Source organism: Reyranella aquatilis (assembly GCF_020880995.1).
In the GTDB taxonomy this organism is placed as follows: Bacteria; Pseudomonadota; Alphaproteobacteria; order Reyranellales; family Reyranellaceae; genus Reyranella; species Reyranella aquatilis.
Map to the genome: position 1 here is coordinate 10,753 of NZ_JAJISD010000010.1, position 17,835 is coordinate 28,587.

The 17,835-nt window shown below is 66.5% G+C and carries 1 protein-coding gene; it reads left to right on the forward strand.

Going from position 1 to position 17,835, the window contains the following annotated elements; all coding sequences use genetic code 11:
• Positions 1–306 precede the first annotated feature (306 nt).
• Positions 307–17,835: Ig-like domain-containing protein (locus LJ725_RS21015; RefSeq protein WP_230552790.1), on the forward strand; the 17,529-nt coding region annotated here is incomplete at its 3' end.

The following is a 17,835-nucleotide window of genomic DNA, read 5'->3' on the forward strand; positions in this document are numbered from 1 at the left end:
GCGCCCCCTCGGGGGACCCGTCGCGAGTAAACCATTGCATTGAAATTGCGGATATTCCGCAGGCGATTCTGCGCCCGGCTCTTGTCCACTGGCAGGGCCGCCAGGCCGACACCCTGACCGTGCGGCCTTGCCCCATGTCGATTGGGGCTGAAGTTTGTCTTCATTCTGTCTGAAAAAATAACCACCGATATACGCTTTTGTGACTTCTCCCATTCTTGCGTCTTCGGTGCAGCTTGCCCTAAGTGGTTCTAAGTTACCGCATTCGTGATGTGCGTAATTGCATAGTCACGTCCGCTCAGGGGCATCATGGTCAAACCGAGTCAGGTGGCGTTCATCGACCCTGCGGTGCAGGACGTCGACCTCCTTGCCAGCAGCCTGCAATTTGGCATCGAGCCCATGGTGCTGGACGCATCGCGTCCTGCTGTCACGCAGATGGCCGAGTTCGTATTGGCGCGGCGGGACATTGCGGTCATTCATGTCATCGCCCATGGCCAATCGGGCCGCATCGACTTTGCGGCCGGGTCGGTCACGCATGAGACGCTGACGAATCACGCCGGAGACCTGGCGGCGCTCGCACACGTACTTTCATCGACGGCCGAGATCCGCCTGTGGGCCTGTCACGCCGCCAGCGGGGCGGCGGGCGCGGCCTTCGTCGCGGCGCTTGCCTGGGCAACCGGCGTTCCCGTGCTGGCCTCGACGGGGCTCGTCGGCGATGCCAACCAAGGCGGGCGTTGGGAACTCGACGTTCCAGCCGGCGCGTCGCCTCCTCCGCCTCTCACCGCCTCCGGCGTCGCCGCCTACGCGGGCGTCCTTGCGACCTTCACGGCGACGGCGGGCACGGACACTTTCATCGGGACGACGGCCAGCGACACCTATGTCGTGGCGACCGGGACGGTGAGCGCCACCGACACGTTCAGTGCCGGCGGCAGCCCGGGCGTCGACGTCATCCAGATCGGGACAGCAGGCGCGGGGGTCGCGGTCGACCTGAGCGCCGGGGCGACCGACGACATTGCGGGTTTCCTCGACTTCGAGGCGATCACCTTCGTCAATACCTCGGGCACGTCGACGGCGACGTTAAACGCCGCCCAGTTCGCCGCCGGCAGGATTTCGACGACGGTCGCAATCACCGGCACATCGTCGACCCAGGCCCTGATCATCAATACGAATGCCGGCGCGTCGGTCGATCTCTCCGGCTGGACCTTCGCCACCTGGACGTCGGGCACCGACACGATCTCGATCAACGCCGCCGCCGGCGACGAAATCCTCATCGGCAGCAGCCAGGCCGACCGCTTCGTCGTCAACGCCACGAACCAGGTCTCGGCAGCCGACCGGTACGACGGCGGCGCCGGCAACGACGTCATCCAGATCGGCGCCACGACGACCGGCGTGACGGTCGATCTCAGCGCCGCCGCCGCGGATGGAATCGGCGGATTCGTCGGGATCGACGGCATCAGCTTCATCAATACATCGGGCACCTCGACCGCCACGTTCGCCAGCGCTCAGCTCGGCGCGGGCCGGATTTCGAATTCGGCGGTGATTACGGGCACGAGCTCGACGCAGGCCATCGCGATCAATGCGGCGGTGGGCGGGTCGGTCGACCTGTCGGGCTGGACCTTCTCCGGCTGGACCTCGGGAACGGACACGATCTCGATCACGGGCTCGACCGGGGCCGAAATCCTCGTCGGCAGCAGCCAGATCGATCGCTTCGTCGTCACCGACAGCAACCAGGTTTCCGCAACCGATCGCTATGACGGTGGCGCGGGCAACGACGTGCTGCAGATCGGCACCGCAAGCGCCGGTACCAGCATCGATCTCAGCGCCGCCGCTTCGGATGGCGTCGATGGCTTCATCAGCATCGAGGCCATCACCTTCGTCAACACGTCGGGCACGTCGACGGCCACGCTCGGCAGCGCGCAGCTGGGCACGGCCAAGATTTCGAATGCGGCGGTCATCACCGGTACGACTTCGACCCAGGCCATCGCGATCAACGCAGCGGTGGGCGGGTCGGTCGACCTGTCGGGCTGGACCTTCTCCGGCTGGACCTCGGGAACGGACACGATCTCGATCACGGGCTCGACCGGGGCCGAAATCCTCGTCGGCAGCAGCCAGATCGATCGCTTCGTCGTCACCGACGGCAACCAGGTTTCCGCAGCCGACCGCTATAGCGGCGGCGCCGGCAACGACGTGATCCAGGTCGGCACGGCCGGCGTGGGCACGAGCATCGATCTCAGCGCCGCCGCCTCCGACGGCGTGGATGGTTTCCTGAGCGTCGAGGGCATCACCTTCGTGAATACGTCCGGCACGTCGACGGCGACGCTCAACGCGACGCAGATCGGCTCGGGCAAGATCGCGACGGCGGCGGTAATCACCGGCAGCGCGGCGACCCAGGGCGTCGCCGTCAATCTCTCTGCCGGCGGGTCGCTCGACCTGTCGGCCTGGACATTCTCCGGCTGGACGTCCGGCACCGACACGATCTCGATCACCGGCTCGACCGGCGACGAAATCATCGTCGGCACCAGCCAGATCGACCGCTTCATCGTCAGCGACACCGCCCAGGTATCCGCCGCCGACCGCTACAATGGTGGCGCCGGCAACGACGTGATTCAGATCGGCGGCGCGGGCGCCGGCACGAGCATCGATCTCAGCGGCGCCGCCGCCGATGGCGTGAATGGCTTCCTCAGCGTCGAGGGCATCACCTTCGCCAACACCTCGGGCCTGTCGACCGTCACCCTGAACGCCGCGCAATTCGGCACAGGCAAGATCGCGACGGCCACGGCGATCACCGGCACGGCGGCGGACCAGTCCATTGCGATCAACGTGGCGTCGGGCGGGTCGATCGACCTCACGACCTGGACGTTCACCGGCTGGACCTCGGGAACCGACACGATCAGCCTCACCGGTTCGACCGGCACCGAGATCATCGTCGGCAGCAGCCAGGTCGACCGGTTCGTCGTCAGCGAGAGCAATCAGGTCTCGGCGACCGACCGCTACAATGGCGGTGCGTCCAACGACATCCTGCAGGTGGGCGTCGCGGGCGCGGGTACGAGCATCGATCTCAGCGCTGCCGCCGCCGACGGCGTCAACGGCTTCCTGAGCGTCGAGGGCATCGCCTTCGTCAATACGTCCGGCACCGCATCGGCAACCTTCAACGCAGCGCAGTTCGGAAGCGGCAAGATCGCCACCACGGCCGCCATCACCGGAACGCTGGGCGCCGCCCAGTCGCTGACGGTCAACGTGGCGGCCGCCGGGTCGGTCGACCTGTCGGCCTGGACCTTCGCGAACTGGACCTCCGGCACCGACACGATCACGGTCAATGGCTCGACCGGCGCAGAAACCCTCACGGGCGCCACGGAAGCCGTCCAGATCCTGGCGGGCGCCGGCACCGACACGCTGATCGTCACTGCCACCAACCAGGTGCAGGCCGGCGACCGCTACGACGGTGGCGCCGATGCCGACACGCTGCGCATCGGCACGACGACGGGCACGGCCATCGATCTCAGCGCCGCGGCCAGCGATGGCGTCGACGGGTTCGTCAACATCGAGCGCGTCACCTTCGTCAATTCCTCGGGAACGACGACGGCGACCTTCAACGCTGCCCAGTTCGGTGCCGGCAAGATCTCGAACACGACGCTGTTCACCGGAACGAGCCAGGTTCAGGCCGTGGCGGTCAACCTGTCGGCCGGCGGTTCGCTCGACATGTCGGGCTGGACCTTCGCCACCTGGACCTCCGGAACCGACATCATCACCGTGACGGGGGCGACGGGTGACGAGACGATCGTCGGCAGCAGCCAGATCGACCGATTCGTCGTCGGCGCCACCAACCAGGTGTCGGCAGCGGACCGCTACGACGGCAGCGCCGGCAACGACATACTTCAGGTCGGCGTGGCGGGTGCCGGCACCAGCATCGACTTCAGCGCCGCCGCTTCCGATGGCGTCAACGGGTTCCTGAGCGTCGAGGCGCTCACCTTCGTCAACACGTCGGGAACCTCGACCGCGACCTTCAATTCGGCCCAGTTCGGCACGGGCAGGATCGCGGCGGCTGCGGCGATCACGGGAACCACCACAGCGGCGCAGGCCCTCGTGGTCAACATGGCGCCGGCCGGCACGCTCAACATGTCGGGCTGGACCTTCACGAACTGGACCACCGGTACCGACACGATCACGGTCAACGGCTCGAGCGGGGCCGACACGATCACGGGCCCGATCCAGGGGGCCACGATCCTGGCCGGTGCCGGCAACGATACGCTGGTCGTCAGCGCCACGACCCAGGTCCAGTCAAACGACCGTTACGATGGCGGTGCGGACGTCGACACGCTGCAGATCGGTACGGTCGGCGCCGGCGTGGCCGTCAGCCTGACGGCCGCCGCGAGCGACGGCGTCGACGGCTTCGTGAACATCGAGGCCATCTCCTTCGTCAACACGTCGGCTACGTCGACCGCGACCTTCAACGCCAGCCAGTTCGGCGCCGGCAAGATCTCGACGGCCGCGACCATCACCGGCACGACGGCGGGCACCCAGGGCCTGGCGGTGAATCTCGCGGCGGGCAATTCGCTCGATCTGTCGGGTCTCTCCTTCGTCAGCTGGGCGTCCGGCACCGACACGATCAGCCTGACAGGATCGACCGGCAGCGAGAGCATCGTCGGCACCAGCCAGATCGACCGCTTCGTCGTGGGCGCCTCCAACCAGGTCTCCGTCGGGGATCGCTACGACGGTGGTGCAGGCAACGACGTCATACAGGTCGGGGCGACGACGGCCGCCGTTTCGATCGACCTGAGCGGCGCGGCTTCCGACGGCGTGAACGGCTTCGTCAGCGTCGAGGGCATCCTCTTCATCAACTCGGCTGGCACGGCGACGGCGACCTTCAACGCCAACCAGTTCGGCACCGGCAAGATTTCGTCGGCAGCCATCATCACCGGCACGAGTTCGACCAACGCGATCGTGGTCAACGTCGATTCGGGCAGCTCGGCGGATCTTTCCGGCTGGACCTTCCCGACCTGGACCTCCGGTACCGACACGATCACCGTGAACGGCTCCAGCGGGGCCGAGACGTTCACCGGGGCGATCCAGGGGACGACGATCCTGGCCGGCGCCGGCAACGACACGCTGATCGTCAGCAACACGACTCAGGTGCAGGTTGCCGACCGCTACGACGGCGGTGCGGACAACGACACGCTGCAGATCGGCGTGGCTGGCGTCGGCACCAGCATCAACCTTACGGCCGCGGCGACCAACGGCATCGACGGCTTCGTCAACATCGAGGGCGTGGCCTTCGTCAACACCTCGGGCACATCGACCGCGACCTTCGGGTCCGCCCAGTTCGGCGCCGGTAAGATTTCGAACACGGCATTGATCACGGGCACGGCCTCGACACAGGCGCTCGTCCTCAACATGACGACGGGCGGCTCGCTCGACCTGTCGGGCTGGACGTTCGCGGGCTGGACCTCCGGTACCGACACGATCACGCTGACCGGCTCGACGGGCAACGAGATCTTCGTCGGCAGCAGCCAGACGGACACCTTGTTTGTCGGCGCGACCGCGCAGGTCTCGGCGGGCGATCGGTACGACGGCGGTGCGGGCAACGACATCCTCCAGGTCGGCCTTGCCGGCGGTGGTGTCACCATCGACTTCAGCGCCGGAGCCACCGACGGCGTGAACGGCTTCCTCAATGTCGAGGCCGTCAACTTCACCAATACCTCTGGAACGTCGACCGCGACTTTCAACGCGGGCCAGTTCGGTGCCGGCAAGATTTCCAACGGTGTCGTCTTCAACGGCACGGCATCCACGCAGGCGCTGGCGATCAACCTGTCCGCCGGCGGCTCGCTCGACATGTTGGGCTGGACCTTCGCCACCTGGACCTCGGGCACCGACACGATCACCGTCACCGGCTCGACCGGCGACGAAGTGATCGTCGCAAGCAGTCTGATCGACCGGTTTGTCGTCAGCGCATCCAACCAGGTCACATCGGGCGACCGCTACAACGGCGGCGCCTCGAACGACATCCTGCAGGTCGGGCTCGCCGCGGCGGGTACGAGCATCGATCTCAGCGCCGGCGCCACGGACGGGGTCAACGGATTCCTCAGCGTCGAGGCCATCGCCTTCGTCAACACGTCGGGCACGGCGACGGCGACCTTCAACGCCAACCAGTTCGGCGCGGGCAAGATTGCCTCGACGGTCGCCGTCACGGGCACCGCCTTCACCAACGCGATCGTGGTCAACGTCGATGCCGGCGGCTCGGCGGACCTGTCCGGCTGGACCTTCCCAACCTGGACCTCCGGGACCGATACGATCACGGTCAACGGCTCGAGTGGAGCCGAGAGCTTCATCGGCGCCACCCAGGGCACGACGATCCTGGCCGGCGCCGGCAACGACACGCTGATCGTCAGCAACACGACACAGGTCCAGGCCACGGACCGTTACGACGGCGGTGCGGACACCGACTCGATCCAGATCGGCGTGGCCGGCGCCGGCACAAGCATCAGCCTCACCGCCGCGGCGACCAACGGCATCGATGGCTTCGTCAACGTCGAGGGAATCACCTTCGTCAATACGTCCGGAACGTCGACCGCCACGTTCAATTCGACCCAGTTCGGCGCCGGCAAGATTTCCTCCACGTCGACCATCACGGGAACTTCCTCGACCCAGACCTTCGCGGTCACGCTGCCTGCGGCCGGATCCTTCGACCTGTCGGGGTTCACCTTCTCGAACTGGACGTCGGGCACCGACGTGATTTCGGTGACCGGCTCGGCGGGTGCCGACTCGATCGTCGGCAGCGGATTGATCGATACGCTGACGGGCGCCGGCGGCGCCGACACGCTGACCGGCGGAGGCGGCCTCGACATCTACAGCTTCGCCGCCGGATCCTCGGCGCTCACCATCGGCGGCTCCGGTACGGCGGGCACGATCGTCGGCTACGACACGGTTACCGACTATGCGTACGGCGCGACCGCAAACGTCACCGAGAAACTCGGCTATTCCGGCGTCGCGGTCGTCACCTCCTTCACGCGCGCGGCGGCGTCCACACTGCAGTTGAACACCGGCGCGACCGTCAAGTCGCACGCCATCTCCAACGGCATCGTCACCTTCGACGACACGACCACTTATGCCGCTGCGGTTAACCTGCAGTCGATGTCCGACGTGGCGGCGGCGGTGCAGTACCTCCAGGCCCATGACATCGGCACCACCGGCAGCGCGCTCGCTTTCAAGGCGACGATCGGCGGCATCGGGCACACCTTCGTCTTCATCCAGGGGACGTCCGGCGGCTCGCCGGACAGCAGCGATTCGCTGATCGACCTCGTGAACGTGTCGGCCGGCAGCCTCACGGCGAACAGCAATCAGCTGACCGCCTTCGACGGCGTGGCGCCGCCGCCTCCCGCGGCACCGACGGTCGCCGAAAATGCGGGCGGTGGCGTCAACGCTGCCGAAGCGGCCGACGGCACGGTCGTGCTCGTAAGTCTCTCGGGGACCGGCGCGGTTGCCGGTGACACGCTGACGGTGAACTGGGGTGGCCAGGTCGTGAGCCAGGTCCTGACGACCGGCGACATCCTGGCGGGCAGCGTCGGCGTTGTCGTGACGCCCGAGACGATCGCGGCGCAGGGCGACGGCGAGTTCAACGTTACTGCCAGCCTGACCGACACGATCGGCAACATCGGCGCGAATTCGCCGGCCACCATCGTCTCGGTCGATACCGTCGCGCCGCCGGCGCCGCCCGCGCCCGGAGTCGCTGAGAACGGCTCTGGCGGGATCAACGCGAGCGAGGCCTCGAACGGTACGCAGGTCGTCGTCGACCTTTCGGCCCTGGCGGCCGAGGCCGGCGACACGTTGTTCGTAAACTGGGGCGGCCAGATCGTGAGCCGCGCCGTGACCGGGGCCGAGGTTCTGGCCGGCAGCGCCACGGTCCAGGTCTCCGTCGGTGTGATCGCGGCTCAGGGCGACGGCACGTTCGACGTGACGGCCAGCCTGACCGACATCGCGGGCAATGTCGGAGCGACCTCGGCGGCGACGTCGGTGACGGTGGATCGGGTGGCGCCGGCGGCACTGGCGGCCGCGCCGACCGTTCCGGAGAGTGGCCTCGACGGACTCAACAGGGCCGAGACCGCGGATGGCACGGCCGTCGTGGTCGACCTGTCCGGCAGCGAGGCGGTGCTGGGCTATTCGCTCAAGGTCAACTGGGGCGGCCAGGCTGTCACCTACGTGCTCACCGAAGACGACCTCCTCGCCGGCAGTGCGTCGGTGTTGGTACCCCCCGGTACGATTGCCCTCCAGGGCGACGGCACGATCGCGGTTACGGCCAGCCTCATCGACATCGCCGGCAACGAAGGCGCGGCGTCCCCCGCCGCGAGCGTGGCCGTCGATCGCACCAATCCGACGGTCGCCGTCACCATCGCCGAGGCGTCGCTGAGCGACGGGACGGCCAGTTCGCTGGTGACCTTCACGTTCAGCGAAGCGCCGACGGGCTTCACGGAGGCCGATCTCGACGTTGTCGGCGGCGTCATCAGCGACCTGACCGCAACGGTTGATCCGCTTGTGTGGACGGCTCAGTTCACCGCGACGGACGGGTTCACGGGCACAGGTTCGGTGGCCGTCGTGTCCGACAGCTACACTGATGCGTCGCTGAACCTGGGCGGCTCGGGCAGCGACACTGTGACGATCGACCGGACCAATCCGACCGTCACCGTTGCCATCGCCGAATCCACATTGAGCGACAGCACCGCAAGCTCGCTGGTGACCTTCACCTTTAGCGAGGCGCCGAGTGGTTTCACCGAAGCAGACCTCGATGTCGTGGGCGGCACGATCAGCGGCCTCGCAGCGACAGTCGATCCACTGGTTTGGACGGCGCAGTTCACGGCGACGGACGGATTCACGGGCACGGGGTCCGTGTCGGTGGTCTCCGACAGCTACACCGATGCGGCGCTGAACCTGGGCGGGTCTGGTAGCGACAGCGTCACCATCGATCGGACCAATCCCACCGTAACAGTGGCGATTGCTGAATCCTCGTTGAGCGACGGTACCGCGAGTTCGCTGGTGACGTTCACCTTCAGCGAAGCGCCGACGGGCTTTACCGACGCCGACCTCGACGTGGTCGGGGGCACGATCACCGGACTGGCCGCCACCGGCGATCCGCTTGTGTGGACGGCGCAGTTCACGGCGGCGGACGGCTTCACCGGCACGGGCTCGGTCAGCGTTGTATCGGACAGCTACACGGACGCGGCGCTGAACCTGGGCGCGTCCGGCAGCGACAGCGTCACCATCGATCGGACGAACCCGACGGTCACCGTCGTCATCGATGATTCCTCGTTGAGCGACACGGACGCCAGCTCGCTGGTGACCTTCACCTTCAGCGAAGCGCCGACGGGCTTTACGGACGCCGACCTTGACGTGGTCGGTGGCACGGTGACGGGCCTCGCGGCGACAGGCGATCCGCTGGTCTGGACGGCGCAGTTCACGGCGACCGATGGGTTCACCGGCACGGGCTCGGTGACCGTCGTCTCGGACAGCTACACCGACGCTGCGCTGAACCTTGGTGGTTCGGGCAGCGACAACGTCACGATCGACCGGACGAATCCGACCGTGACGGTGGCCATCGACGAAGCCTCGTTGAGCGACACGGACGCCAGCTCGCTGGTGACCTTCACGTTCAGCGAAGCGCCGGTCGGCTTCACGGACGCCGACCTCGACGTCGTTGGCGGCACGGTAACGGGTCTCGCGGCGACGGGCGATCCGCTGGTGTGGACCGCTCAGTTCACCGCGACCGATGGGTTCACCGGCACCGGCTCGGTGACGGTCGTCTCGGACAGCTACACGGACGCCGCGCTGAACCTGGGCGGTTCGGGCAGCGACAGCGTCACCATCGATCGCACCAATCCCACCGTCACGGTGGCGCTTGCCGAATCCTCGTTGAGCGACGGCACCGCGAGTTCGCTGGTGACGTTCACCTTCAGCGAGGCACCTACCGCATTCACGGAAGCGGACCTCGACGTGGTCGGCGGCACGATCGGGGATCTGGTCGCAACGATCGATCCCCTGGTGTGGACGGCCCAGTTCACGGCGACGGACGGGTTCGCCGGCACCGGCTCGGTCACCGTCGTTTCCAACAGCTACACTGACGCTGCCCTGAATCTGGGCGGCTCGGGCACTGACAGTGTCGCGATCGACCGGACGAACCCGACGGTCACGGTGGCCATCGCCGAGGCGTCGCTGAGCGACGGCACGGCGAGTTCGCTGGTGACGTTCACCTTCAGCGAGGCGCCGACAGACTTCAGCGAGGCCGACCTGGACGTTATCGGCGGTGTCATCAGCGACCTGACTGCGACGATCGATCCGCTGGTGTGGACGGCAGAGTTCACGGCGACGGACGGGTTCACGGGCACGGGTTCGGTGGCCGTCGTCTCCGACAGCTACACGGATGCGGCACTGAACCTGGGCGGCTCGGGCAGCGACAGCGTCGCGATCGACCGGACGAACCCGACGGTGACGGTGGTGATTGCGGAATCCTCGCTGAGTGACGGGACGGCCAGCTCGCTGGTGACCTTCACGTTCAGTGAAGCGCCGGTCGGATTTACCGAAGCCGACCTCGATGTGGTCGGTGTCATCAGCGGCCTGGCGGCGACGGGCGACCCGCTGGTGTGGACCGCAGAGTTCACGGCGACGGACGGCTTCACGGGTGCGGGCTCGGTCACCGTCGTCTCCGACAGCTACACCGATGCCTCCCTCAATCTGGGCGGCTCGGGCAGCGACAGCGTTACCATCGACCGGACCAACCCGACGGTCACGGTGGCGATCGCGGAAGCCTCGTTGAGTGACGGGACGGCCAGCTCGCTGGTGACCTTCACCTTCAGTGAGGTACCGGTCGGGTTCAGTGAGGCGGACCTCGACGTGGTCGGCGGCACGATCACGGGCCTCGCGGCGACGGTCGATCCCCTGGTGTGGACGGCTGAGTTCACCGCGACGGATGGGTTCGCCGGCACGGGCTCTGTCACCGTCGTCTCCGACAGCTTCACCGATGCGTCGCTGAACCTGGGCGGCTCCGGTTCCGACGCTGTCACGATTGACCGGACCAATCCGACAGTTGCGGTCGCAATCGCCGAAGCGTCGTTGAGCGACGGCACGGCCAGCTCGCTGGTGACCTTCACCTTCAGCGAGGTACCGGTCGGGTTCACGGAGGTCGACCTCGACGTGATCGGCGGCACGATCACGGGCCTGGCGGCGACAGTCGATCCCCTGGTGTGGACGGCCCAGTTCACGGCGACGGACGGATTCACGGGCACGGGCTCGGTGACGGTCGTCTCCGACAGCTACACCGATGCGGCGCTGAACCTGGGCGGTTCGGGCACTGACAGTGTCACGATCGACCGGACCAATCCGACCGTCACCGTCACTATCGACGAACCGGCTCTGAGTGACGGGACGGCGAGCTCGCTGGTGACGTTCACGTTCAGCGAAGCGCCGACGGGCTTCACGGAGGCCGACCTCGACGTTGTCGGTGGTACGATCACGGGCCTTGCGGCGACGGTCGACCCGCTTGTGTGGACGGCGCAGTTCACGGCGACCGATGGATTCACGGGTGCGGGCTCGGTGACGGTGGTCTCCGACAGCTACACGGATGCGTCGCTGAATCTGGGCGGCTCGGGCGACGATAGCGTCACAATCGACCGGACCAATCCCACCGTGACGGTGGCGATCGCCGAAGCTTCGTTGAGCGATGGCACGGCGAGCTCGCTGGTGACCTTCACGTTCAGCGAAGCGCCGACGGGCTTCACGGAGGCCGATCTCGACGTTGTCGGGGGCGTCATCAGCGACCTGACCGCAACGGTTGATCCGCTGGTTTGGACGGCGCAGTTCACGGCGACGGACGGGTTCACGGGCACGGGGTCCGTGTCGGTGGTCTCCGACAGCTACACCGATGCGTCTCTGAACCTGGGCGGCTCCGGTTCCGACGCTGTCACGATTGACCGGACCAATCCGACTGTCGCTGTCACTATCGACGAACCCTCATTGAGTGACGGGACGGCCAGCTCGCTGGTGACGTTCACGTTCAGCGAAGCACCGGTCGGGTTCTCGGAAGCCGACCTCGATGTGGTCGGTGGCACGATCACCGATCTGGCGGCGACGGTGGATCCGCTGGTGTGGACGGCCCAGTTCATCGCGACCGATGGGTTCACCGGTACCGGCTCGGTGACGGTCGTCTCCGACAGCTACACCGATGCGTCGCTGAACCTGGGCGGTTCGGGCACTGACAGCGTCACGATCGACCGGACCAATCCGACTGTGACGGTCGCGATTTCTCAAGGCTCGCTAAGCGACGGGACGGCCAGCTCGCTGATGACGTTCACCTTCAGCGAGGCGCCAACGGGCTTCACGGAGGCCGATCTCGACGTGGTCGGCGGCGTCATCAGCGACCTGACCGCAACGGTTGATCCGCTTGTGTGGACGGCTCAGTTCACCGCGACGGACGGGTTCACGGGCACAGGTTCGGTGGCCGTCGTGTCCGACAGCTACACTGATGCGTCGCTGAACCTGGGCGGCTCGGGCAGCGACACTGTGACGATCGACCGGACCAATCCGACGGTCATGGTGGCCATCGCCGAATCCTCATTGAGTGACGGGACGGCCAGTTCGCTGGTGACGTTCACCTTCAGCGAGGCGCCAACGGGCTTCACGGAGGCCGATCTCGACGTTGTCGGCGGCGTCATCAGCGACCTGACCGCAACGGTTGATCCGCTGGTGTGGACGGCTCAGTTCACCGCGACGGACGGGTTCACCGGTACGGGCTCTGTCAGCGTAATCTCCGACAGCTACACGGATGCGTCGCTGAATCTGGGCGGTTCGGGTACTGACAGCGTTACCATCGACCGGACCAATCCGACGGTCACCGTCACCATCGCCGAAGCCTCGCTGAGCGACGGTACGGCCAGTTCGCTGGTGACGTTCACCTTCAGCGAAGTACCGACGGGCTTCAGCGAGGCCGACCTCGATGTCGTGGGCGGCACGATCAGCGGCCTCGCAGCGACAGTCGATCCACTGGTGTGGACGGCACAGTTCACGGCGACGGACGGGTTCGCCGGCACCGGCTCGGTCACCGTCGTCTCCAACAGCTACACTGACGCTGCCCTGAATCTGGGCGGCTCGCGCAGCGACAGCATCACGATCGATCGGACCAATCCGACTGTCGCTGTCACTATTGACGAACCGGCTCTGAGCGACGGCACGGCCAGCTCGCAAGTGACGTTCACCTTCAGCGAAGCGCCGGTCGGGTTCACGGAAGCCGACCTCGATGTGGTCGGTGGCACGATCAGCGGCCTGGCGGCGACGGCGGATCCGTTGGTCTGGACCGCACAGTTCACGGCCACCGACGGCTTCACGGGCACCGGTTCGGTGGCGGTGGTCTCCGACAGCTACACCGATGCATCTCTGAACCTCGGCGGTTCCGGCACTGACAGTTTCACAATCGACCGGACCAATCCGACCGTCACCGTCACTATCGACGAACCGGCTCTGAGTGACGGGACGGCGAGCTCGCTGGTGACGTTCACGTTCAGCGAACCGCCGGTCGGCTTCACGGAAGCGGACCTCGACGTTGTCGGCGGCACGGTGACGGGCCTCACGGCGACGGGCGATCCACTTGTGTGGACCGCACAGTTCACGGCGACCGACGGGTTTACGGGCACGGGTTCGGTCAGCGTGGTGCCCGACAGCTACACCGATGCGTCGCTGAATCTCGGCGGTTCGGGCGCCGACAGCGCCATGATCGACCGGACCAATCCGACAGTTGCGGTCGCCATCGCGGAACCCTCATTGAGCGACGGGACGGCCAGTTCGCAGGTGACGTTCACGTTCAGCGAAGCACCGACGGGCTTCACCGAAGCGGACCTCGATGTCGTGGGCGGCACTGTCACCGGCCTTGTAGTGACGATCGATCCGCTGGTGTGGACGGCTCAGTTCACGGCGACGGACGGGTTCACCGGTACGGGCTCTGTCAGCGTAATCTCCGACAGCTACACCGATGCGTCGCTGAACCTGGGCGGTTCTGGCACGGACAGTGTCACGATCGACCGGACCAATCCGACCGTCACCGTTGCCATCGCCGAAGCCTCGTTGAGTGACGGGACGGCGAGCTCGCTGGTGACGTTCACGTTCAGCGAAGCGCCGGTCGGCTTCACGGAAGCGGACCTCGACGTTGTCGGTGGTACGATCACGGGCCTGGCGGCGACGGTCGCCCCGCTGGTGTGGACGGCCCAGTTCACGGCGACCGATGGATTCACTGGTGCGGGCTCGGTGACGGTGGTCTCCGACAGCTACACGGATGCGTCGCTGAATCTGGGCGGCTCGGGCGACGATAGCGTCACAATCGACCGGACCAATCCGACCGTCACCGTCACTATCGACGAACCGGCTCTGAGTGACGGGACGGCGAGCTCGCTGGTGACGTTCACGTTCAGCGAAGCACCGACGGGCTTCAGCGAGGCCGACCTCGATGTGGTTGGCGGTACGGTCACCGGCCTTGCGGCGACGGTGGATCCGCTGGTGTGGACGGCCCAGTTCACGGCGACGGATGGATTCACCGGTACGGGCTCGGTGACGGTGGTCTCCGACAGCTACACCGATGCGTCGCTGAACCTGGGCGGTTCGGGCAGCGACAGTGTCACGATCGACCGGACAAACCCAACGGTCACCGTCACCATCGCCGAAGCCTCGCTGAGCGACGGTACGGCCAGTTCGCTGGTGACGTTCACCTTCAGCGAAGTACCGACGGGCTTCAGCGAGGCCGACCTCGATGTGGTTGGCGGTACGGTCACCGGCCTCGCGGCGACAGTGGATCCGCTGGTGTGGACGGCACAGTTCACGGCGACCGACGGGTTCACGGGCACGGGCTCCGTAACTGTTGCGTCCGCCAGCTACACCGATGCGGCGCTGAACCTGGGCGGGTCGGGCAACGACAGCGTCACGATCGACCGGACGAACCCGACGGTGACGGTGGCGATTGCGGAATCCTCGCTGAGTGACGGGACGGCCAGCTCGCTGGTGACGTTCACCTTCAGCGAAGTGCCGACGGGCTTCAGCGAAGCCGACCTCGACGTGGTCGGCGGCGTCGTCAGCGACCTAATTGCGACAGTCGATCCCCTGGTGTGGACGGCCCAGTTCACGGCGACGGACGGATTCACGGGCACGGGCTCGGTGACGGTCGTCTCCGACAGCTACACCGATGCGGCGCTGAACCTGGGCGGTTCTGGCACTGACAGTGTCACAATCGACCGGACGAACCCGACTGTCGCTGTCACTATCGACGAACCGGCTCTGAGCGACGGCACGGCCAGCTCGCTGGTGACGTTCACCTTCAGCGAAGTACCGACGGGCTTCAGCGAGGCCGACCTCGATGTGGTCGGCGGTACGATCACGGGCCTGGCGGCGACAGTGGATCCGCTGGTGTGGACGGCAGAGTTCACGGCGACGGACGGGTTCACTGGCACGGGGTCGGTGACGGTGGTCTCCGACAGCTACACGGATGCGTCGCTGAACCTGGGCGGGTCCGGCACTGACAGCGTCACGATCGACCGGAGCAATCCGATGGTGGCGGTGGCGATCGCCGAGGCGTCGCTGAGCGACGGCACGGCCAACTCGCTGGTGACGTTCACGTTCAACGAAGCGCCGACAGGCTTCAGCGAGGCCGACCTCGACGTTGTCGGCGGTACGATCACAGGCCTTGCGGCGACGGTGGATCCGTTGGTGTGGACGGCGCAGTTCACCGCGACGGACGGCTTTACAGGTACCGGCTCGGTGGCAGTCGTCTCCGGTAGCTACACGGATGCGTCGCTGAACCTTGGCGGCTCGGGCACTGACAGCGTCACGATCGACCGGACCAATCCGACGGTTACCGTAAACATTGCTGAAGCCTCACTGAGCGATGGCACGGCGAGCTCCCTGGTGACGTTCACCTTCAGCGAAGCACCGACGGGCTTCACCGAAGCGGACCTCGATGTCGTGGGCGGGACGATCATGGGCCTTGCGGCGACGGTCGATCCGCTGGTTTGGACGGCTCAGTTCACAGCGACGGACGGGTTCACCGGTACGGGCTCTGTCAGCGTAATCTCCGACAGCTATACCGACGCGGCGCTGAACCTGGGTGGGTCGGGCAGCGACAGTGTCGCGATCGATCGGACCAATCCTACCGTGACGGTAGCGATTGCTGAGCCTGCGTTGAGCGACGGCACGGCGAGCTCGCTGGTGACGTTCACGTTCAGCGAGGCGCCGGTCGGATTTACCGAAGCCGACCTCGATGTGGTCGGTGGCACGATCACGGGCCTTGCGGCGACGGTGGATCCGCTGGTGTGGACGGCCCAGTTCACCGCGACGGACGGCTTCGCGGGCACCGGCTCGGTCGCAGTCGTTTCGGATAGCTACACCGATGCCGCCCTCAACTTGGGCGGCTCGGGGAGCGACAGCGTTACCATCGATCGGACCAACCCGACTGTCGCTGTCACAATCGACGAACCCTCATTGAGTGACGGGACGGCCAGCTCGCTGGTGACGTTCACGTTCAGCGAAGCGCCGACGGGCTTCACGGAGGCCGATCTCGACGTGGTGGGTGGCACTGTCACCGGCCTTGCGGCGACAGTGGATCCGCTGGTGTGGACAGCGCAGTTCACCGCGACGGACGGCTTTGCGGGCACTGGCTCCGTGGCCGTAATCTCGGATAGCTACACGGATGCTGCCCTGAACCTGGGCGGCTCGGGCAGCGACAGTGTCACGATCGACCGGACGAACCCGACCGTCGCGGTAACAATCGCCGAGGCGTCGCTGAGCGACGGCGCCGCGAGCTCGCTGGTGACCTTCACCTTCAGCGAGGCGCCGACAGACTTCAGCGAGGCCGACCTGGACGTGGTGGGTGGCACGATCACGGGTCTCGCGGCGACGGTTGATCCGCTGGTGTGGACGGCTCAGTTCACCGCTACGGACGGGTTCGCGGGCACGGGTTCGGTGGCCGTCGTGCCCGACCGTTACACCGATGCGGCCCTCAATCTGGGTGGTTCGGGCAGCGACAGCGTCACGATCGACCGGACGGCGGACGCGGATGGCAATCTCCTTCTGGTGATCCCCGATACGGCCATCAATGCTGTCGAGCGGACCGCCGTTGCGTTCTCCGTTTCAGGCATCGATCCCGACGTCGTCACGGCGACGGTGACGTTCACCGATTCGCTCGGCCACACGATCGCCGTGGCGGCCGCGGCGGGTGTCGTCAACATGTCGTCCTTCGTCAGCGGCACGGTCACCTCGGTGCTGAGCGTCGTGGACGCCACCGGAAACATCGACTCCGTTTCGGGTGCGGCGATCACCCTGGACGCGGTCAACGGCACGTCGGGCAACGACACGATCTACGGCACCGCCTTGAACGAGACCTTCGACGGTGGGGCGGGGAACGACTACCTCTACGGCGCCGCGGGCAACGACACGCTGACGGGCGGCGGTGGAAACGACCGGCTCGTGGGTGGCATCGGGGCGGACGCGATGAGCGGCGGGCTCGACAGCGACGTCTACTACGTCGACGACGCTGGAGACGTGGTGACCGAGGTGGCCGGCGAGGGCATCGATTCGATCTATACCAGCATCGACCTGACCCTGACCGCAGGCCAGGAGATCGAGGCCCTGTGGGCGAATGCCGGCGCCACCGGCCTCGTTCTCGGCGGCAACGACTTTGACAACCGGATCTATGGTGCCGCGGGCAACGACACGCTGACGGGCGGCGGTGGAAACGACCGGCTCGTGGGTGGCACCGGGGCGGACGCGATGAGCGGCGGGCTCGGCAACGACGTCTACTACGTCGACGACGCTGGCGACGTGGTG